This window comes from Chitinimonas koreensis, from assembly GCF_014353015.1.
Taxonomy (GTDB): Bacteria; Pseudomonadota; Gammaproteobacteria; order Burkholderiales; family Chitinimonadaceae; genus Chitinimonas; species Chitinimonas koreensis.
In genome coordinates this window covers 886,444-906,798 of sequence record NZ_CP060704.1, presented here as the reverse complement: position 1 = coordinate 906,798, position 20,355 = coordinate 886,444, and the positions used below count along the sequence as shown (strand labels likewise).

The window sequence follows — 20,355 nt, the reverse complement described above, 5'->3', positions numbered from 1 at the left end:
CTGCACCTGCCGACGCTGGGCGAGCGGCGCGAGGACATCCCGCTGCTGGCCAACCATTTCCTGGCCAAGCTGGCGGCCAAGTACGGCAAGACGCTGAACGGCTTCTCGGCCGAGGCGCTCGAGGCGCTGGCCACCGCGCCCTGGCCCGGCAACGTGCGGCAGCTCTACAACGTGGTCGAGCAGGTCTGCGCGCTGGCCACCGCCCCGCTGGTGCCGTTGGCGCTGGTGCAGCGCGGCCTGCGCGCGCCGCCGATGGAAGTGCTCAGCTATGCCGAGGCCAAGCAGCGCTTCGAGCTCGACTACCTGGTGCGGCTGCTCAAGCTGACCGAGGGCAACGTGGCCGACGCCGCCCGGCTGGCCGACCGCAATCGCACCGAGTTCTACCGGCTGCTGCAGAAGCACGGCCTCAACCCGGCCCAGTTCCGCGACGACGCCGACGTCGCCAGTTAGCGACAAGCGAAATCCACGCTGTGACAAGCACTTGGCCGCCTTCGGGGCGGCCAGGTCATTTTTACGTCGCCATAGGGCGACAAATTACACGGCGATCCCATTTCGACCATTGGCCAGATTCATTGCAAATCACCATAAGCATTTGAAATATATTGAATTAATCAAGCTGGCACGGTAATCGCTGAAGGTGAGGGACTGCGCTGCTTGCGCACCTGGCCTCACCGTCAGGAAAACAACCAAAGGAAAGGACATCGCCATGCAAAACCGCCTGATCGCCCATCTGGTCGCCACGGCTGCTTTCGCCGCCGCGCTGGCCACTCCCGGCTTCGCCGACTCGACCGTCGCGAATACCGCCGACAAGGTCGTCGACAAGGTTGCCGCCACCACCGAAAAGGCAGCCGACAAGGTCGCGGCCGGTACCGAAAAGGCCGCCGCCAGCACCAAGGAAGCGGCCGCCAAGGCCGGCCAGTATCTGGACGACGCCACCGTGACCGCCAAGGTCAAGGCTGCGCTGGTGGCCGACAAGACCGTCTCCGCGCTCGACGTGAAGGTCATCACCAACCAGGGTGTGGTCACCCTGACCGGCCACGTCGACCGGCCCGAAGTCGGCGAACGCGCGCTTCAGCTCGCTTCCACCGTCGAAGGTGTGAAGGGCGTGAAGAGCGAGCTGGTGGTCAAGACCCAGTAAGCATTCATCGCTCCCGGCGCCCTCGCGGCGCCTGCCCGGGTCGCGCCCGGGCCTGTCTCCCTGGAGGTCGAGGGTACCCGCCCGCGACCCGCCTTTTGGATCGGCCACTCCCTTGGCCGATCCTTTTCTTTTGTGGGACAGGAATCGGGAAGGGAGAAGGGGGAAGGGTAACCCCATCCCCCTCCCAACCTCCCCTTGAAGGGGGAGAAGCAGTACAGCGACGGCTCCGCGGACTGTGATGGTTCAGCCCACACCGTCCCCCTCCCTCCCCTTCAAGGGGAGGGCCGGGGTGGGGATGGGGTGACCCTTCTCCCTTCTCCCTTCCCCTCACCCCTCGATCACCTGCGCCGGCCTCGATGCCAAGGCCGCCCGCAGATGCCGGCTGACCGCCAGCGCGGCCACCAGGCTCGCCGCCAAGACGGCGGCCACCAAGGGCCAGACGCCGAGCGGCGCCCGTTCGACGAAACCATCGAGATAACGCCCGATCGCCAGCCACCCGAGCGGCAACCCCACGACGGCCCCAAGCAGCAGCAACACGCCGAACTCCCGCACCAGCAGCGCCGCGATCGCGCCACGGCCGGCGCCGTACAGCTTGCGGATCGCGATCTCCCGCGCCCGTCGCCGCACGCTGTAGGCCGCCAGCGCATACAGCCCGAAGCCGGCGATCAACGTAGCCACGTCCGCCGCGGCCAGCAGCGCCTGCGACAGCCGCAGATCGTCGCCGTACACCTCCTCGAGTTGCTTCGACAGCCATTCGACCCGCGGCGCCTCGCCCGGGTAACGGCTCAGCCACAGCGCCTCGACCGCCGCCTTCAGCGCCGCCCGGTCGCCCTCGGCGCGCAGCGTGATGGTCGGGATCTGGTCACGCTCGATGCGGTAATAGGTCGGCTCGGGCGGCTCGCGCAGCGAGACGTGGCGGATGTCCTCGATCACGCCGGCCACCCGCAGCGGCAGGTCGTCGCGGCGGAACGCACGTCCGATGGCGGCCTGCGGCGAAGCGAAGCCGAACTGCGCCGCCGCGCTGCGGTTCAGCACCACCTCCTCGCCACCGGCCAGCGTGTCGCGGTCGGGCGCGAACAGGCGGCCGGCCAGCGGCCGGATGCCGTAGGCCGGGAAGAAATTCGGATCGACCGACTCGTGGCGGAAGCTGAGCATCCGCGTGCTGCCCGGCAAGGCCACGGTGCTGCTGGCGCGCACCAGGCGGCGGCCCGGCGCGTCGCCCGAGCGCGCCGCCGCGCGCACGCCGGGCAGCCGCGCCAGCGCCTCGCGCAACTGCTCGATCTCGGCATCGACCAGCCGCGGCGGCGCATCCACCACCAGCAAGGGCGCTGCATCGAAGCCCGGATCGATGCGGATCGCGTGGCGCGTCTGCAGCGCGATCGCCAACGCCAGCGCCGACAGCGCGATCGCCGCGGCGAACTGCAGCACGGTCAGGCCGCGACGCAGCCACAGGCCGCCGGCGCCTTCCTGCCGATCGCGGCCGGCCAGCACCTGGCCGGCCGGCACGCGGGCGGCGACCCAGGCCGGGTAGAGCCCGGCCAGCAGGCCCGCCAGTACGCCGATCAGCACGGCCGCCAGCAGCATCGACGGCACGAAGGGCGTGTCGTAGCGCTTGCCCAGCTGCTCGACCAGCAGCGGCCAGGCCAGCCGTGCCAGCGCGAGGCCGAGCGCGGTCGCCAGCAGCGCCGCCAGCAGCGATTCGGCCAGGAACTGCCGCATCACCCGGCCCGGCGAAGCGCCGAGCGACTTGCGGATGCCGATCTCGCGCTGGCGCTGCAGCGCACGCACGGTGCCGAGGTTGACGTAGTTGATGCCGGCCAGCGCCAGGATCACCACGGCCAGCGCCGCCAGCCCGCCGTAGAGCGCGACGCTGGCCGGCGCGCGCGCGCCGTCGAACGGCAGGCGCTGCAGCGGCATCAGGCGGATTTCGGCGGCATGGCCGTTGATGCGGCTGGACGGCTCGAACTCGGCGCTCCAGGCGGTGGCGTCGAAGATCGACTGCACGCGCCGCCCATTGCGGCCAGGTCGGCGCCGTGCGCCAGTTCCAGGTAGAGCTGGCCGCCGTGATGGCCCCATTCGCGGAAGGCCAGCTCGCGGGTATCCCAGGCGCTCGAGGTGGTGGAAGCCAGCGCGTCGAACCGAAAGGCGCTGTTGCGCGGCCGGTCGGGCAGCACGGCGGCCACCCGGTAGGGCCGGAGGGCGATGCTGACCGTGCGGCCGACCACGTCCTGGCCGCCGAACAGCCGCTGCGCCATGTCGGCGGTCAGCGCCAGCGCATCAGGCCGCGCCAGTGCCTGCGCCAGGTCGCCGGCCTGCGGCGCCAGGCCCAGCATGGCCGGGAAGGCGACATCGACGAAGGCCAGCTCGAACGATTGCACCCGCGTGCCGGCCTGCACCGACAGCTCGCGCCGGTAGAAGCGGCTGAGCGCCTCGATCCCGCCGGTCTGGCGCTCGATCTCCTCCTTCAGCGGTACCGGCGTCTCGCCCCACCACACCGGCGTACCGCCGGGTTCTGGTAGCGCAGCTCGACCCGCGCGATGCGCGATCGCGCCGGCACGTCGGCATCGGCCACCAGGCCGCTGCGCACGAAGCCGGCCAGCAGGAAGGCCACCGCGATGCCGACCGCAAGGCCGACGATCACCACCGCCGAATAGGCCGGGTCCTGCCGCAACTGGCGCCAGCCGATGCGCAAATCGTTGAATCCGGGCATTGCTGCCTCCTCCTGCTCATTGTTTTTATCGATCTAGTGGGGCCCGTCCCTGCGCAGCCGCCCCTCTGGCCGTCTTGTCACCCTGTAGGAGCGGCTTCAGCCGCGAATGGTGGAGGCATCCACCGGCGCTATTCGCGGCTGAAGCCGCTCCTACAAGGGATGCCTCACCGTTTCGCCAGCGTCCTCACGCCGCCACCGCGTCGACCAGCACCCGGCCGTCGAGCAGCCGCAGCGTGCGCGAGGCTTGCGCCGCGTGCGCCGGCGAGTGCGTCACCATCACCAGCGTGGTCCCTTCTGCATTGATCTCGCGCAGCAGCCGCATCACCTCGTCGCCGTGCGCGCTGTCCAGGTTGCCGGTCGGTTCGTCGGCCAGCAGCAAGGCCGGCCGCGATACCAGCGCGCGGGCGATCGCCACCCGCTGCTGCTGGCCGCCCGACAGCTGCGACGGCCGGTGGCCGGCGCGGTGGCTCACGCCCAGCCGCGCCATTGCCTCGTCGACCCGCTGCTTGCGCTCGCGCGCCGGCACCTCGCCGTACTCGAGCGCCAGGCCGACGTTCTCGGCCACCGTCAGTTCGTCGATCAGGTTGAAGCTCTGGAAGATGAAGCCGATCCGGCCGCGCCGCAGCCGGTTCAGCTTCGCCTCGCTCCAGCCGGCCACGTTCCGGCCTTCGAACCAGTACTCACCGGCGCTCGGCGCATCGAGCAGACCGAGGATGCCGAGCAGCGTCGACTTGCCGCAGCCCGACGGGCCGGTGATGGCCAGGTATTCGCCGGCCTCGATGTCGAGGTCGATCTGGTCGAGCGCGGTGGTCTCGATGTCGCCGGTGCGGTAGCGCTTGCTGAGTTGGCGCAGCTTGAACATGGCGGCTCCGGTGTCGGGCCGGGCATGCCGGCCGCGAGTAGTAGTAATGAACAGGCATCACTATAGGTATGTCAGCGGCCGTGATCCGGACAATGCCCGCCGAACTCGGCGCTGACGTTACGTCTGAACGAGGCAGTGCGACGGACCGGTGTTACCTGGATTCCTGCTGAAGAAATGCGGGAGGAACGGGTAGGACGTCGCCGGCTCGAATGGCCATGGCATCGATAGGCCAGTCCGTCGAGAAGGAAGAATGGTGCCGGCCTTTGTGGCACATGGTGCGGAGAGGATGAGGCAGGATTGGAAGAGCATGTTCATTCACTATCGATAATCTGACTTGCATCTGAAAATGTATAAACCGCGAAATCTTCAATTACATCCGGAGCAATGTAAGGGCCGTCGCCAGCAGTTACCTGCATGTAACCTGCCAAGTGGCCCAATTAGACAGATCGGCGCAGCGACCTGCCCATCCTGACCTCGCTATCGCCCGATATTGACAACATCCGGGCCAGCCATTTCATGATCGGTCCGCTCTGCGACCGCTACAGCTTCCTCAACCGAGCCATATGATTTTTGGCTCGAAGCATCATCTTCGACAGCAATTCGTTCCAGCACTTCGCGCGGCTCGGCAGCATGATTCGAGATCGACATAATCGCGGCAAACACTGCCAACACGGACAGAGACCATTTCTTATTCTTCTGCACGATGGGCCTTTCTATTTCAAACATATGCAGGCAAATAATAAACAGCCGCCCGGCATCCATACCAGGCGGCTTCGAGCATCAATGCCCGGTATTGACCACTTCCGGATCATGAAGATGACGAGCACCACTTGACCGATTCGCGATCTGCAGCGAGAAATTGATGGTGCCGTTCACGCTGTTCCAATCGCTGAAGGTCATCATGCGGCCATCGACCGCCACGCTCGGCGCGCTGAACTGCCCTTCCAGCCCCTGGACGTTCGTAATTCCTTCGAAAATATAGTCCGGCGAAGTCGTGGCGGAGAACGTGTAGTTCAAGACCGTATTCGTAGTCGTGACGTAGGTTATCGATGGGGTCAACTTTACATCGATCCCGCCTCCGAATTCGGTTTGACATCCACTTCCGTGTTGCAGAATGCGGTCATGCGACTTCCCCTTTTCAATGCTCCGACAGAGCAAACAAATATGCAGCATCTCGATAACCTATCCTCTCCAGACTAGAGAGCACCTCGGTTATCTCACTGCGCCGATCAAGACACACATGGGCGCGAACCCATGGATCAAGAAATCGATAGTCAATCGTCTTTGAAACTTCACGCACGAGCAAGTCCCGAGCGGTAACACACAGGCCTCTCGCCACATCCTTTTTACCTTCATGATCCTGCGCCTGGGCCAGCACCAGAAGAGTATTGGCCAATTCCTGGCGAGCCATCATATTGCCGGAATTCGCCGCCAGCAATTTCTCCAGCTCGGCCTTCGACTCGCTGGCATAACGAACGGCCCCTTTGGAATCCTGAATCAGGAGCAACGCCTCCGCAAGCCTCCGCCGCGAAATCGACTCCTGCCTGGACCAATCCGCATTCTTAGAATCGCGGCGCGTCAATTCTTCCATCCTGCCAACAATCGAATACAACCGGGGCAGAAATTCGGCGGCACTCTTTTTATCGAGCCGGATCCTGATTTCTTCGAGCTCGACATACATGCGCTCGACCTGCCAGCGCAAATTCTCGGGCTCATGATCTATGGTGAGCTTATGCAGACCATTGGCCAACCGGAAGTTCGACAGTGCGTCCTGATTCCGGCCCATCGCCACTTCCAGACGAGCCTTATGCTGGTAGGCGATGGCAAGGCGGGATGCCCACACCACCTCCTGAGAGGATTCGTGCAACTCCTTCAGCGTATTCAATTCACGATCGTACAAATCCATCGCCGCCTGGAACTGACCCAGCAATTCCAGAGCAGAGGCCTGCCACGATAGCCCATTCGCGAGCGCGACGACCAGATCCGTATCTTTCGGCTTTTTCTGAAGCGCCCTGACTTTCAATTCGACCGACTTCTCGAATTCTTTTGCAGCAATCTGAACATTGCCTTTCTTCAAAGCAACGGCGCCCAGACTGCTATGCGCGTAGGACTGCTCAATCCAGGCATCCACATCGTCCGGATCCAGACCGGCCAATCTATCGCTGAATTCCCTGTAGTCTCCAAAGAACTCTTCCGCCAGGTCCCATCGATTCTGATCCAGTTCGATCTGCCCCAACCAGAAGGTCACCGCGCCCAAGCTCTTCAGGACTTCTTTATTCTTGGGCCCGCGCTCCAGCACCTCTTCCAGTACTTCACGCGCGCCTTTCAACGCCCGTTCCGCTTCGGCCGGGTCTCCCCGCGCAATCTTCACCTCCCCCAGCACCTGCAAAGCCTTGGCCCGCTGCAGTAGCGAAACGTCGTTGAGGTCGTCCCCGGACGAATCGGATAGATAGGTCAGTGCCTTCGCCCCCACGCTATCGAGCAGGTCCAGCCGCCCCAACGGCCTTAGCTTGTCGACGAAGTCGCCGACCATGAACCCCATCAGCCCTTCCGCCTCGGCGCGCCGCTGCTGGGCCAGGTGTTCCGCCCTGCGCGCCAGCACGCCCATCGCGAACGCCACCACCGACAACAACACGATCGCCGTCATGGCCGCGATGCGCAGTTGCTCGCGCAGCCTGGCGCGCTTGATCGAAACTCGGATCAGCGCCAACTCGTCGTCGCTCAGCGAAAAAGCCGCCAGATCGAGCAGCTCGCGCGCTTCCGACAGCTGCTTGCCGCGCGGCAGCAACAGATCCTGCGGCCGGCCTTCCGCGGCCCAGCGGGCGGCCAGCGCGGCGACCCGGCCGCGGATGCGCAGCGCGTGGCGATGCAGGTCGATCCATTCGGTGACGCGCGGCCAGCGGCGCAGGATCGCCTCGTGCGCCACGCCGAAACCCGATTCGCTGCCGATCAGCTCGCTCACGAACAGCCGGCTTTCCACCAGCGCCTGCACCAGCACCCGCTCGTCCTCGCTGCGCAGCGCCGACCACGGCGCGCGGCGGCTGGTCACGGCGTCCTCGTCGGCCGACAGCGTCACCAGCAGCGACAGCACGCGCGGCAGGCAACCGCGCTGGGCCTCGCTCAAGGCCGCGATCACTTCCTCGGCGCGCTGGCCGATGGCGCCCTCGATGCCGCCGAGTCGGTGGAAGGCCTCGAAGCTCAGTTCGCCGGCCGGCGTGCGCTGCAGATACAGTTCCTGCAGCGTGTATTGCAGCAGCGGCAGCGCGTCCGGGCTGGCGACCGCGTGCTCGCACAACACGTCGTCGAGCCGGGTCTGGGTGCGCAGGTCGACACCGAAGGTGAGGTTGGCCGCCACCGCCGGCAGCCGGATGATCTGGGCGACCTCGGCGTGCGTCGGCGGGCCGAGATCGTAGTGGCCGCCGTGCAGCTTGCCTTCCATCAGCTGCGGGTATTCGGCCAGGCGTGGGTAGAAATCGTTGCGGCAGGCGGCGATGACCAGCACGTGCGGGTTGCGCGCCAGCGCGTCGAGCACGCCGAAGAAGCTGCGCCGCTCGGCTTCGGACACGTGGGCCGCGGTGAAGACCGCCTCCATCCGGTCGATCACCACCGCGAATCGGCGCGCGCCGGCCTCGCCCGGCCGCGGCTGGCCCTGGCGGAGCAGGGCCGCATGCGCCAGTTCGGCCGCAACGGTATTGAACGACTCTTCCAGGCGGCGGCCGAGCGCATCGGCGCTGGTGCCGGGGAAGACCTCTTGCTCGTCGACTTCCCAATCGAGCAGCGCACTGGCCAGCGCCGCCCGCAGCGGCTGCTCGCCGAGTTCGCCCATGTCGAGCAGCGTCGAGGACGGCACCTGCAGGCTGCCGAAGCCGCTCGGCCGCATCAGCGCGGGCAGCACGCCGGCCCGGATCAATGAAGTCTTGCCGCAACCGCTCGGGCCCAGTACCAGTTGCAGCGCGCGACCGGCCTGCGACTGGGCGTCGACGCTCTGCAGCAGGGTGTAGGTGGCGTCGTTGCGGCCGAAGAAGACCGAGGCATGCGCCTCGTCGAAGGCCTGCAGGCCGCGGAACGGCGAACCGGCCTGCCAGGCACCGCTCTCGGCCGTGGCCAGGCCGCCGTCGGGATGGGTGATCGGGGCGACGGTCCGGTAGCCGCGCTTGCGGATCGTCTCGATATAGGTCGGTTCGGAGGCGTTGTCGCCGAGCACCCGGCGCAACTGGGCGATGGTCTTGTGCACCGGATTGTCGCCGGTGAAGGCGTCGCCCCAGCACTGGCGCAGCAGCTCCTCGGCGCTGATCACGTCGCTGGCGCGACGGCACAGCGCGACCAGCACATCCATCGCGCGCGGCTCGACCTGCTGCCGCATTTCCCCCCGAGTGAGGCTGTTGGTGGCAGGGCTGACCTGCCAGTCGCCGAAGCGAAAGCTCTCGTTCCTCATATCTCCCGCAGTCCCGCCCCGTTCCTGCGCCGTTTCGCACACCCGCCGGCACTAGGAATATATCCGTTATATATCAACAACTTGAAAACCAGAAGGTAACCGGAAGGTTACGTTTGAGCCCTCGCCATAGAGTCTAGCCCATCGCAAACGCGGGCCGGAAGCAGTTTTCCGGGCGCGTCTTTTCAATCACGCGGCAGCGGCCGATCCCCACCGGCGCCGCATTCTCCAGATGGAGCGGATCATGAGCGACAACACGGCGATTGCCCTGAAATCCAAGCCGACCAGCAGCGCCGGCGACCTGGTGGTCATCCCCGCGCCCGAGGTCGAAGCTGCGCTGGCCGCGATCCTGGACAGCAAGCTGTTCGCCAAGGCGCAGCGCATGAGCGGGCTGCTGCGCTTCCTGGTCGGCAAGCTGCTCACCGGAGCGATCCGCGACATCAATGAATACACCATCGGCATCGAGGTGTTCGACCGCGATGCGTCGACCTTCACGCCGAGCGAAGACCCGATCGTGCGGGTCCAGGTCGGCCGGCTGCGCGATCGTCTCAAGGAATATTACGCGGCGGGCGGCTGCAATGCCGAGATTCGCTTCGATATCCCGATCGGCACCCACGTGCCGACCGTGCGCCGCGTGCCGCAGATCACGCTCGACCGTCCGCGCCACAACGTGCTGGCGCTGCGCCCGATCCAGTGCATCACCGCCGCCAGCGAGAGCAGCTACTTCAGCCAGGGCCTGAACGAGGAACTGGTCCACCAGCTGTTCCAGACGCTCGGCGAACAGCTGACCTCGCCGGTGCCGCTGCCCTACGACGGCGTCAACGACGCCGATGCGCGCAAGCTGGCCCGAGGCCATGGCGCCAGCCACATGCTGGAAGGCAGCGTACGGGTCGAAGGCGCGCTGATCCGCGCCTCGCTGCGGCTGGTCGACCTGCACGAAGGCCAGATCACCTGGGCCGGCCAGTTCGACCGGCACTTCTTCTGCGCGATCGCGCTGCAGGAGGAGCTGGCGATCACGGTGTGCGACGCGCTCAAACCGTATTTCTGAGCCGGGGTGCCCGATGTGCAGCCGATGCGGCGGCGACAGCGCCTGGCCGGCCTGGCCCCGGCCGGGCTGCGTCTGGCCGGCCGCGACCGAATGTCGCAGCGGATCGGCCGATCCGGCCTGCTGCCGCTGTTATGATCCGCCGCCGTCGCATATATATATTGCACACGCCAACCGGACCCATGCCGCCCTTCCCGCCGTGACCAGAAACGACGCACGCACTGCAGAGGCCAAGGCCCGCCGATGATCTTCGATCGGCGCACCCATCGCCTGCTCGCCTGGATCGCCCTGGCGACGATCCTGGCCGCCAGCTTCATGCCGCTGGCCGCCCAGGCGATGGCGCATTGGCGCGGCAGCCCGGCCGCCAGCCTGTCCGCCTGCGGCATGGACATGTCGTCCCCGCAGGCTTGGGCCACGCCGGCTCATGCGCCGCAGCACCATTCCGACGACGGCGGCCTGGGCCGCACCAAGCATTGCCCGTTCTGCACCACCCACGCCGGCGCCGACGGGCTGCCGCCGGCGGCGCTCGACGTTCTGTCCGCCACCGCGGAATCCCACCGTTTCCCGCCCCGCTTCTTCCAGGCCCGGCGCATGCTGTTCGCCTGGCCCGGCGCGCAGCCGCGCGCGCCGCCCTTCCCTGCCTGATTCGCCCGCTCGACCTCCGCCCGGTCTCAGCCGACCCGTGCGCCGTCGCGCCTGGCCTTCTGCCATGCGCGCGGCGTGTGCGCCGCGACCGAGGCGCCGAACCGCATACGAACAAGATCAGGATCAGGGAGCCTTTCCGATGCCATTCCGCCACCGGCCCATCGCCGCGGCCCTGCTGGCCGCGCTCGCCACCGCCGCCCACGCCACCCACGAAGCCGAAGACGCGCCCGTCAAGACGCTCGGCACCATCACCGTCACCGGCCAGCGCGTCAGCTCGCTGCCGACGCAGATTCCGACCACCGTCGAAGGCATCAGCGGCCGCCAGGTCGAGCAGGCCATCAACGCCACCGACAGCGAAGACGCGCTCAAGTACCTGCCCAGCCTCAATGTGCGCAAGCGCTACATCGGCGACTACGACCACGCCGTGCTGGCCAGCCGCGCCTCGGGCACCGGCAACAGCGCGCGCTCGCTGGTCTACGCCGACGGCATCCTGCTGTCCAACCTGCTCGGCAACGGCGCCACCTACACGCCGCGCTGGGGCCTGGTCACGCCCGAGGAGATCGAGCGCGTCGACGTGCTGTACGGCCCGTTCTCGGCCGCCTACCCGGGCAACGCGGTCGGCGCGGTGGTCGACTACGTGACGCGCATGCCGCGCCGCTTCGAGGCGCATCTCAAGGCCTCCGGCTTCAGCCAGGGCTATCGCCAGTACGGCACCGACGCGCGCTACCACGGCAGCCAGGCCAGCGGCTCGATCGGCAACCGCAGCGGCGACTGGGCCTGGTGGATCGACCTCAACCGGCTCGACAGCGACGGCCAGCCGATCGCCTTCGCCAACCGGCTGGTCGCCGACGGCAAGCCCGGCAGCGGCGGCCGGGCGGTGACCGGCGCGGTGGCCGACCGCAATCCGAAGAACCAGGACTGGTGGATCCTCGGCGCGACCAACCAGGCCCACACCGTGCAGGACCACGCCAAGGCCAAGCTGGCCTACGATTTCACGCCCACCATCCGCGCCAGCTACACGCTGGGCTGGTGGCGCAACGAGGCGACCCGCAGCTCGACCAGCTATCTGCGCGACGCGGCCGGCCAGCCGGTCTACGGCGGCAGCGTCAACATCGACGGCCGCCAGTTCGACCTGAAGGCGTCCGACTTCGCGCCGAGCCGCGGCGCGCTCGAGCACCTGATGCATGGCCTGTCGGTGAAGAGCCACAGCCAGGGCCTGTGGGATTGGGAAGTGGCGGCCAGCGCCTACGACTACCGGCGCGACCAAGTGCGCACGCCGACCGTGACGCTACCCGCGGCCGAGTCCGGCGGCGAAGGCCAGCTCACCGACATGGACGGCACCGGCTGGCGCACGCTGGCGCTCAAGGGCAGCTGGCGGCCGCGCGGCGAAGGCGGCAGCCATCTGGTCGACCTCGGCCTGCAATCGGAGCGCTATGCGCTGCGCACGCGGGTGTCGAAGACCGCCGACTGGCTGCACGGCGCAGCCGGCGCGCGCATCTCGGCCTTCACCGGCAATACCCGGCTGGACAGCCTGTACGCGCAGGACACCTGGCGCTTCGCCGACGACTGGCGCACCACGCTGGGCGGCCGGCTCGAACGCTGGCAGGCCTATGGCGGCAGCCTGTCGAACGCCAATACCACCAAGCCGTTCGGCGAACGCAGCGAGACCTTCTTCTCGCCCAAGGCGGCGCTGGCCTACCAGATGGCGCCGGACTGGACGCTGAAGGCCTCGCTCGGCCGCGCGGTGCGCATGCCGACGGTGGCCGAGCTGTACCAGGGCAGCATCGCCACCGACACCATCGTCAACAACGATCCGAACCTGAAGCCGGAACGCTCGTGGACCAGCGAGCTGACCACCGAGCACCAGCTCGAGCACGGCCTGCTGCGCGCGACCGCGTTCCAGGAGCACACCCGCGACGCGCTCTACTCGCAGACCAATGTCACGGTCACGCCCAGCGTCACCAATATCCAGAACGTCGACGCGATCCGCACGCTGGGCCTGGAGCTGGCCTGGCAGGCGAGCGACCTCGGCCTGACCGGGCTCGACCTGGCGAGCAGCCTGACCTATGCCGATTCGGAGATCCGCCGCAACGACCGCTTCCCGGCCAGCGTCGGCAAGTGGCAGCCGCGCGTGCCGCGCTGGCGCGCCAACCTGCTGGCGACCTACCGGCTCGGCGAGCGCTGGAGCGCCACCGTCGGCGCGCGCTACAGCGGCCGCCAGTACGGCACGCTCGACAACAGCGACCCGAACGGCGCGACCTATACCGGCGTGAGCGACTATTTCGTCACCGACCTGCGGCTGCGCTACCAGCTGGCGCGGCAATGGACCGTCTCGCTCGGCGTCGACAACCTCAACGACGCCAAGTACTGGGCCTACCACCCGTATACCCAGCGCACGGTGTTCGCCGAGCTGAAGTTCGATCAGTGAGGACCGTGGGACAGGGGCGGAAACAAGGCATACGGAGGACGCGCTGCGGCTGTCCACAGGGCACGTCCCCGTAGGAGCGGCTTCAGCCGCGAATCGTGGAGATGCGACGCGCCTGTGGATCGAACGAGCATTCGCGGCTGAAGCCGCTCCTACGGGTTCGTCGCGGATCGCATGTCGGCCGTAGGTCGGGCTTCAGTCCGACGGTGCCCTTAAGCGGGATCGCCGTCGGACTGAAGTCCGACCTACGCTCGTGTGGGTGAATGGCGAAGAATGGCGGGACGACGCCCGGCGCAAAGGCCGGTCAAGCCGTCTTGCGCGCCAGCAAGGCCGACAGCCCGTAGGCACGCCAGTACTCGCCCTCGACCGTGAAGCCGGCCTCGGCCAGCAGCGCAATCCGCCGTTCGGGCGACACCGGGTGGACATTGCGGTCGAGGTGGGCGAAATCGAGCGCGACCTGTTCCGGCTTCGGCCGGGTCGCGTCCTGCTGACTGCGCCAGGCGCGGAACAGCCGCTCGCACATCGGCTCGCCGCGCTCGCCGGCCCAATCGGCCAGCAGCAGCCAGCCGCCCGGTTCGAGCGCATGGGCGAGGGCGGCCAGGAAGGCGGCCTTGGCGCCGTCGTCGGGCAGGAAGTGCAGCACCAGCAGCGCGGTGGCGGCGTCGAAGCGCTCGCCGAGTTCGGTCTCGCCGGGCTTGCCCTCGACCAGCCGCACCCGCTCGGCCACGCCGGCGACCAGGCAACGCTCGGCCGCACGCGCATTCATCTCGCCCGACGGCTCGAGCCCGGTCAGCCGCCAGTCGGGCGCCAGATCGGCATAGCGCGTCAGCTCCTCGCCGGTGCCGCTGCCGGCCACCAGCACGCTGGCGCGCGCCGGCAGCAGCTCGACCAGCAGGAAGGCGGACAATTCGTGCAGCGCCTCGTAGCCAGGGATCAGCGCGCGGATCTTGCGGTCGTAGGCGGCGGCGTGGCGGGCGTCGTAGCGGACGCCCTGTTCGATGTCGGCGGTCATGGCGGCAGTGTAGAAGGTTTGCCGGCCGGGCCCAAAGCCGCGCCGGCCCGGCAGGGCGGCGGCATCGCCTTCGCCGCCGCACTCCCCAGCGGCATCGCCTGCCGGCAATCGCCGCCGTTACGTTCTAAAACTCCAGGATCGTCCTTGACCACCCCCCGCATGCCCATTCCGCCGCTCGCCCCCGCCACCGAAACCGGCCGCCTCGGCGCCTGCCAGATCAAGCGGCTGTGGTCGCGCACCTTGCGCCGGCGCGCCGGCCAGCCCGATCCGGACGACGGCGACGACCCGCTCGACCCGCTGGTCCTGCACGCGCTCGGCATCGGCCTGGAGCAGGGCATGGGCCATCTGTTCGCCGCCGCACCGGATTTCGACGCGTTCGAGCGCTGGATCGTCGATACCGCCGGCGAGCCGACGGCCGAGGCCGTGGCGCGGCTCAACGCCGCGGTCGCCGGCGCGCCGATCCCGCCGGCCACCCGCGCCCGACTGGACCATATCGGCGCGCTGCCCGCGGTGCTCGACGCCGCCGACCTGGCCCACTGGGAGCGGCACGGCTACGTGATCCTGCGCGACGCCATCCCGGCCGACAGCCGCGACGCGGCGGCCGAGGCCGTCTGGCGCCACGTCGGCGCCCGGCCCGACGAGCCGGACAGCTGGTACGGCAGCCGGCCGCAGGGCGTGATGGTGCAGTACTTCCAGCACCCGGCCTTCAGCGCCAACCGCCGCGCCGAACGCATCCACAAGGCCTTCGCCCAGCTCTGGGGCCATGCCGACCTGTGGCCGAGCGTCGACCGGGTCGGCTTCCACCCGCCCGAACGGCCCGGCTTCCGCAGCCAGCGGCCGCCGCTGCACTGGGACGTCAGCCTGGTCACGCCGATCCCGTTCGGCACCCAGGGCATCCTCTACCTGACCGATACGCCGCCCGAACAGGGCGCACTGTCGCTAGTGCCCGGCTTCCAGCACCGGATCGAACGCTGGCTAGCCGAGCTGCCGCCCGACGCCGATCCGCGCCACGAATCGTTCGAATCGCAGGCCCGACCGATCGGCGCGCGCGCCGGCGACATGGTGATCTGGCACCAGGCGCTGCCGCACGGCCCCGGGCCGAACCGCGGCGCGCTGCCCCGGCTGGTGCAGTATCTCAACCTGGCGCCGGCCCGGCCGCCGAAGCAGGCGGAGTGGCGCTGAGCCGGCGCCGGCCGGATCGCCGGGCGGTTGCGGCGGCGCATTCCCCACGCGCTGATCGATAAGGGCGAACGTGATCAGGGCGATCGATGGAGGCGGGCGATGAAGATGGTCGACCGCCGCCTTGCCGCAGGCCGGCCTCGAACCGCATGCGCGAGGGCCGCGCGGCCCGGGCCCAAGTTCAGGGCAACCAGCCCGGCCGCGAGTAGGCGCCGGATTCGAACTCGCGCTCCATCTGCGCCAGCCGGCCGCTGTCGCGCAGGCGCCGCAGGCCGTCGTTGAAGCGCCGCAGCAGCTCCTCGCCGTCGGGCCGAGCGCGGCTCAGCATCAGCCGGTACTCGTTGCGCTCCGACACCGTCGGCGAATAGGTGATGCGCTGCGCCACTTCCGGCGGCAAGCCCTGGTTCAGCGCATGCAGGCCCACGCCCTTGGCCAGCGGGAAGAAATCGGTACGGCCGGCCAGCAACTGCAGGAATCCGGTGCGGATGTCGAGCGTATAGGCATTGCTCAGGATGCCTGCCCTGATCGGCGCCTCCCAGGCACCGAGCTTGGAGCCGAGCGGCGTGACCATGGCCAGGCCGCGCAGGTCTTCCATGCGGGTCCAGCGCAGCGGCTTGCTGCGCAGGTGGAACACCACCTCGTCGTCGCTGATCACCGGTTCGCTGAACAGCGCGAAGGCCTGCCGCTCCGGCGTGGCGGTCCAGACCGGCGAGCCGGCGACCGTGCCGGCGCGCACCATCTCCTGGGCGCGGGCCCAGGGGTAGAAGTCGTAGCGCACCTCGATGCCGGCCTGGCGGAAGGCCTCGCTGACGATATGGCTGGCGTAGCCGTAGTGCGGCAGCTTGGCGGAGAGGTAAGGCGGCCATTCGCCATTGGCCAGGACGATGCGCTCGGCGGCCAGCGCCGGCAGCAGCAGCGCGCACAGCAGGCAGGCCAGGCGGAGAAGGAAGGGCATCACGCGGCGGGTTCCAGGGAGGCTCAACCCACCATAGCACGTGCCGGCCGGGCTGCCCGGCCGGCCGCGCAAGCCCTTGTCCGCAAAGGGCGAAGCGGCCGCTTCCGGCTTCAACGCCCTGTCACATTCGCCCCGCATGATCGCGCCAATCCACCACCTGCGATCATCGTGAGCGACAAGGCCACCCACCACTACCGCGCCATCTGGATCTCCGACGTGCACCTGGGCACCGCCGGCTGCCAGGCGGCCTATCTGCTCGACTTCCTCAAGCACAACGATTCGGATCACCTCTATCTGGTCGGCGACATCATCGACGGCTGGGCGCTCAAGCGTTCCTGGTACTGGAACCAGCAGCACAACGACGTGATCCAGAAGATCCTGCGCAAGGCGCGCAAGGGCACCCGGGTGGTCTATATCGCCGGCAACCACGACGAGGTGGTGCGCCAGTTCATCGGCCTGGCCTTCGGCGGCATCGACATCGAGGACGAGGTGGTGCACACCACCGCCGACGGCCGCCGCTTTCTGGTGCTGCACGGCGACCTGTTCGACGGCGTGATCCAGTGCGCGCGCTGGCTGGCCATCGTCGGCGACCATGCCTACACCGTCACGCTCAAGCTCAATCGCTGGTTCAACCACCTGCGCGCCAAGCTCGGCCTGGGCTACTGGTCGCTGTCGCAGTTCCTCAAGCACAAGGTGAAGAAGGCGGTGAACTTCGTCAGCCAGTTCGAGCAGGCGGTGGCGCGCGAAGCCAAGACGCGCGGGCTCGACGGGGTGATCTGCGGCCATATCCACAAGGCCGAGATGCGCGACATCGACGGCATCCTCTACTGCAACGACGGCGACTGGGTGGAAAGCCTGACCGCGCTGGTCGAGACCATGGACGGCGAGCTGCGCATCGTGACTTGGCAACAGCGCGAAGAGGAGCCGGTCCGTACCGGCCGCAGCCGCGCCAAGGCGGCCGCAGCGCCATTTCCCTCGCCGGCTGCCGAGCTGCCCGAAACAGCGTATAAAAAAATCTCGTCGCAACCGTAAGAACGCCGCCGGCCCGCGACGAAGGCTGCAGAAGCACACCGCTTCGCCATCCCCCGTCAAAGGAGAACCACCATGAAGTTCAGTTCCGCCGCACTCGCCGCCGCTGCCGCCGCCGCCTTCTCGGTCGCCGCCCTGCCCTCGATGGCCGCCGAAGCCAAGGTCAAGTGCGAAGGCATCAACGGTTGCAAGGGCCAGTCGGCCTGCAAGACCGCCGAGAACGGCTGCAAGGGCCAGAACAAGTGCAAGGGCCACGGCTGGGTCGAAGCGACCGAGAAGGAATGCAAGGCCAAGAACGGCAAGGTCGTGAAGGAATAAGGCGCCAGGCGGCGCGGCCATGCCCGGCCGCGCCGCTCGCCCAGCGATCGCCATGAACGTCCCGCAGTTCCCCCGCCAGCCTTCGGCCTCGGCCTGAGGCCCGAGCACTACCACGACCTGCTGGCCGCGCCCGGCTGCGTCGACTGGCTCGAAGCGCTGAGCGACAACTACCTGGTGCCCGGCGGCAAGCCGCTGCATTTCCTCGACCGCCTGCGCCACGACTACCCGATGGCGCTGCACGGCGTGGCGCTGAACCTCGGCGGCACCGAGCCGCTGTCGGCCGATTACCTGCGCGATCTGCGCGCGCTGGTCGACCGCGTCGAGCCGATGTGGGTGTCGGACCACCTGTGCTGGACCGGCATCGACGGCGTCAACCTGCACGACCTGCTGCCGCTGCCCTATACCGAGGCGGCGATCGGCCACGTGGTCGATCGCGTCCAGCGCGTGCAGGACGCGATCGGCCAGCGCCTGCTGCTGGAGAACGTGTCGAGCTACCTCAGCTATACCGTCGACGAGATGGCCGAATGGGATTTCCTGGCCGAGATCGCCCGTCGCGCCGATTGCCTGATCCTGCTCGACGTCAACAATGTCCACGTCTCCAGCGTGAACCACGGTTTCGATCCGCACGCCTACCTGGCCGCCCTGCCGGCCGCGCGCGTGCGGCAGATCCACCTGGCCGGCCACAGCGACCACGGCGACTACCTGGTCGACACCCACGACCGGCCGGTGCCGCCGCCGGTGTGGGCGCTCTACCGCGAGGCGGTGCGGCGCTTTCCCGGCGTGGCGGCGATGATCGAGCGCGATGCCGACATCCCGCCGCTGGCCGAACTGCTCGACGAGCTGGCCATCGCCCGCGCGATCGCCGGCGAGGCCACGGCCGATGCCGAGGTCGCCGCATGAGCGCGCTCGAAGCCCTGCAGCGCCGCGTCGCAGCCGCGATCCGCCACGGCGACGATCCGCTGGCCGACCTGGTCGCCGACAGTCCGCGCGTGCCGCGCGCCACCCGGCTCGGCATCTATGCCGACGCCTACCTGCTGCGGCTGGACGAGGCCCTGCGCGCCAACTATCCCAAGCTGCACCTGCTGCTCGGCGACGACGATTTCCTGGCGCTGACGCGCGCCTACCTGGCCGGACAGCCGTCGCGGCAGGCCTCGATCCGCTGGTTCGGCGCCGGGCTGGACGGCTTCCTGGCCGCCACCTCGCCCTATGCCGCGACGCCGGCGCTGGCCGAGCTGGCGCGGTTCGAATGGGCGCTGGGCCTGGCCTTCGACGCGGCCGATGCGCCGAGCCTGGGCATCGAAGCGCTGGCCGCCGTCGCCGACGAAGCCTGGCCCGTGCTGCGCGTGCACTTCCAGCCGGGATTCGCGCGGTTGTCGCTGCAATGGAACGCACCAGCGGTCTGGCGTGCGCTCGACGCAGATGCAGCGCCGCCCGCGCCGACGCGCGAAGCGTTTGACTGGGCGATCTGGCGCGCCGGGCTGCAACCGCACTACCGCTCGCTGGCCGGCGACGAAGCCGCCCTGCTGGCGGCCTTGCAAGCCGGCCAGCCGTTCGGCATGGCCTGCGAAAGCCTGCTCGCCTGGCACGACGAGGACGCGGCGCCGGCCCGCGCCGGCGCCTTGCTGGGCCAGTGGCTGGCCGAGGGCTGGATCGCGGCGCTCGACGCCGGCACTTGAGATTGCCGTCGCACGGCGGCATCTAGGGAAGAACCGATCCCGACCGATGGCCGCCATGCTCTCCTTCCTGCGCCGCAAGCCCACCCCGATCCGCTCGCCTCGCCGCGCTGGCCCGCCATCGGCCGCGCCATGCCGCTGCTGCAAGGCCTGACGGCGGAGGAATGGGAGCGGCTCGAGCAGCGCATGCGTACCTTCCTGGCCGACAAGTCGTTCAATGCCGTGCAAGGGCTGGCGCTGGACCAGGACAAGCTGCTGGTGATCGCGGCGCAGGCCGCGCTGCCGGTGATGAACCTCGACGACAGCGCCTACCACGGCTGGTTCGACGTGGTGGTCTACCCGACCGCCTTCGTCAGCCGCGACGCCTGGCGCGACGAGATCGGCCTGGTGCACGAGGGCGAATTCGAATACGCCGGCATGGCGCGCAGCGACGGCCCGCTGCTGCTGTCCTGGCCGACAGCCAGGCCGGCCCGGCGCTCGACGGCTGGAATCTGGTGATCCACGAATGCGCGCACAAGCTCGACATGCTGAACGGATCCGCCAACGGCTTCCCGCCGCTGCACGCCGGCATGAGCCAGACCGACTGGACGCGCGCCTTCGAGCGCGGCTACCGCGACTTCTGCCGCCGGCTCGACCGCGGCGAGCGGATGGCGATCGACCCCTACGCGGCCGAGAACCCGGCCGAGTTCTTCGCCGTGCTGTCGGAATGCTTCTTCGAGCTGCCGCACCTCTTGCACACCGAATACCCGGCCATCTACACCCAGCTGCGCGAGTTCTACCGGCAGGATCCGGGCATGCGGCTGCCGGTGATCGGCGTCGACGAGGCGGGTTGGTACGACAATTGAACGGGTTCAGCAGCGCGAACCGGTCCTACAGGAGCGGCAACGGCTAACGGGGCCGGTCGGTAGGTCGGGCTTTACGCCGGGCAGCGC

Annotated in this window: 19 protein-coding genes and 1 pseudogene; 11 read left to right on the top strand and 9 right to left on the bottom strand. The window is 68.4% G+C overall.

What is annotated here, in order from left to right:
• The gene (locus H9L41_RS26405; RefSeq protein WP_444542111.1) at window positions 1-450 is read left to right on the top strand and encodes an AAA-type ATPase lid domain-containing protein; all 450 of its coding nucleotides are present in this window, start codon (window positions 1-3) and stop codon (window positions 448-450) included.
• Window positions 451-706: 256 nt separating this feature from the next.
• On the top strand, window positions 707-1,138 hold the full coding sequence (locus tag H9L41_RS03705) for a BON domain-containing protein (RefSeq protein WP_051319020.1): 432 nt from the start codon (window positions 707-709) through the stop codon (window positions 1,136-1,138).
• A 327-nt stretch (window positions 1,139-1,465) separates the two neighbouring features.
• On the opposite strand, the gene H9L41_RS03700 is transcribed toward H9L41_RS03705, so the two are convergent.
• From H9L41_RS03700 to H9L41_RS03670, 7 genes are all read right to left on the bottom strand, one after another.
• Complete coding sequence (locus H9L41_RS03700) at window positions 1,466-3,142, bottom strand: FtsX-like permease family protein (protein WP_187523679.1); 1,677 nt, start codon at window positions 3,140-3,142, stop codon at window positions 1,466-1,468.
• Window positions 3,055-3,633 (bottom strand): ABC transporter permease, encoded by a 579-nt coding sequence (locus H9L41_RS03695; RefSeq protein WP_265583929.1) that lies wholly within the window; start codon window positions 3,631-3,633, stop codon window positions 3,055-3,057. The genes H9L41_RS03700 and H9L41_RS03695 overlap by 88 nt, the downstream gene beginning before the upstream one ends.
• Entirely contained in the window at window positions 3,603-3,848 is a 246-nt protein-coding gene (locus H9L41_RS03690; protein WP_187523678.1) for a hypothetical protein, read from the bottom strand. Before H9L41_RS03690 ends, H9L41_RS03695 begins: the two co-directional genes overlap by 31 nt.
• A gap of 184 nt (window positions 3,849-4,032) precedes the next feature.
• Entirely contained in the window at window positions 4,033-4,710 is a 678-nt protein-coding gene (locus tag H9L41_RS03685) for an ABC transporter ATP-binding protein (protein ID WP_187523677.1), read from the bottom strand.
• Between the two features lie 477 nt (window positions 4,711-5,187).
• Complete coding sequence (locus tag H9L41_RS03680; RefSeq protein WP_157461967.1) at window positions 5,188-5,472, bottom strand: hypothetical protein; 285 nt, start codon at window positions 5,470-5,472, stop codon at window positions 5,188-5,190.
• Window positions 5,473-5,490: 18 nt separating this feature from the next.
• Window positions 5,491-5,727: a hypothetical protein gene (locus tag H9L41_RS03675; protein ID WP_169730178.1), complete on the bottom strand. Its 237-nt coding sequence runs from the start codon at window positions 5,725-5,727 to the stop codon at window positions 5,491-5,493.
• A gap of 121 nt (window positions 5,728-5,848) precedes the next feature.
• On the bottom strand, window positions 5,849-9,145 hold the full coding sequence (locus tag H9L41_RS03670) for an nSTAND1 domain-containing NTPase (RefSeq protein ID WP_034606926.1): 3,297 nt from the start codon (window positions 9,143-9,145) through the stop codon (window positions 5,849-5,851).
• Window positions 9,146-9,386: 241 nt separating this feature from the next.
• On the opposite strand from H9L41_RS03670, the gene H9L41_RS03665 reads away from it, so the two are divergent.
• The 3 genes from H9L41_RS03665 to H9L41_RS03655 all read left to right on the top strand — a co-directional run bounded on the left by H9L41_RS03665 (window position 9,387) and on the right by H9L41_RS03655 (window position 13,260).
• Window positions 9,387-10,190 carry a hypothetical protein gene (locus H9L41_RS03665; protein WP_051318999.1) on the top strand — a complete coding sequence of 268 codons (804 nt, stop codon included), beginning with the start codon at window positions 9,387-9,389 and terminating at the stop codon, window positions 10,188-10,190.
• Window positions 10,191-10,430: 240 nt separating this feature from the next.
• A complete protein-coding gene (locus H9L41_RS03660; protein ID WP_051319000.1) occupies window positions 10,431-10,832 on the top strand; it encodes a DUF2946 domain-containing protein in 402 nt (133 codons plus the stop codon).
• 139 nt (window positions 10,833-10,971) lie between these two features.
• Window positions 10,972-13,260 carry a TonB-dependent receptor gene (locus H9L41_RS03655; protein ID WP_028446211.1) on the top strand — a complete coding sequence of 763 codons (2,289 nt, stop codon included), beginning with the start codon at window positions 10,972-10,974 and terminating at the stop codon, window positions 13,258-13,260.
• Between the two features lie 301 nt (window positions 13,261-13,561).
• Here the strand turns inward: H9L41_RS03655 and H9L41_RS03650 are convergent, their stop codons facing one another.
• Entirely contained in the window at window positions 13,562-14,269 is a 708-nt protein-coding gene (locus H9L41_RS03650) for a class I SAM-dependent methyltransferase (protein ID WP_157461968.1), read from the bottom strand.
• 144 nt (window positions 14,270-14,413) lie between these two features.
• Between H9L41_RS03650 and H9L41_RS03645 the strand changes: the two genes are divergently transcribed.
• Window positions 14,414-15,451, top strand: a complete 1,038-nt coding sequence (locus H9L41_RS03645; RefSeq protein WP_028446212.1) for a phytanoyl-CoA dioxygenase family protein — start codon at window positions 14,414-14,416, stop codon at window positions 15,449-15,451.
• A gap of 178 nt (window positions 15,452-15,629) precedes the next feature.
• Here H9L41_RS03645 and H9L41_RS03640 read toward each other — a convergent pair whose 3' ends face one another.
• Window positions 15,630-16,403: a substrate-binding periplasmic protein gene (locus H9L41_RS03640; protein ID WP_028446213.1), complete on the bottom strand. Its 774-nt coding sequence runs from the start codon at window positions 16,401-16,403 to the stop codon at window positions 15,630-15,632.
• A 168-nt stretch (window positions 16,404-16,571) separates the two neighbouring features.
• Here H9L41_RS03640 and H9L41_RS03635 point away from each other — a divergent pair, with 168 nt between their 5' ends.
• From H9L41_RS03635 to H9L41_RS24345, 5 genes and pseudogenes are all read left to right on the top strand, one after another.
• Entirely contained in the window at window positions 16,572-17,435 is an 864-nt protein-coding gene (locus H9L41_RS03635; protein ID WP_245589205.1) for a UDP-2,3-diacylglucosamine diphosphatase, read from the top strand.
• Between the two features lie 72 nt (window positions 17,436-17,507).
• Window positions 17,508-17,750, top strand: coding sequence for a BufA2 family periplasmic bufferin-type metallophore (gene bufA2, locus H9L41_RS03630; protein WP_028446214.1), 243 nt, complete (start codon window positions 17,508-17,510; stop codon window positions 17,748-17,750).
• Window positions 17,751-17,843: 93 nt separating this feature from the next.
• Window positions 17,844-18,650, top strand: coding sequence for an MNIO family bufferin maturase (bufB, locus tag H9L41_RS03625; protein ID WP_187523866.1), 807 nt, complete (start codon window positions 17,844-17,846; stop codon window positions 18,648-18,650).
• Window positions 18,647-19,426 (top strand): HvfC/BufC N-terminal domain-containing protein, encoded by a 780-nt coding sequence (locus tag H9L41_RS03620; protein ID WP_051319002.1) that lies wholly within the window; start codon window positions 18,647-18,649, stop codon window positions 19,424-19,426. The genes bufB and H9L41_RS03620 overlap by 4 nt, the downstream gene beginning before the upstream one ends.
• Window positions 19,427-19,555: 129 nt before the next feature.
• Window positions 19,556-20,268: pseudogene (locus tag H9L41_RS24345) on the top strand (M90 family metallopeptidase).
• Window positions 20,269-20,355: the final 87 nt, after the last annotated feature.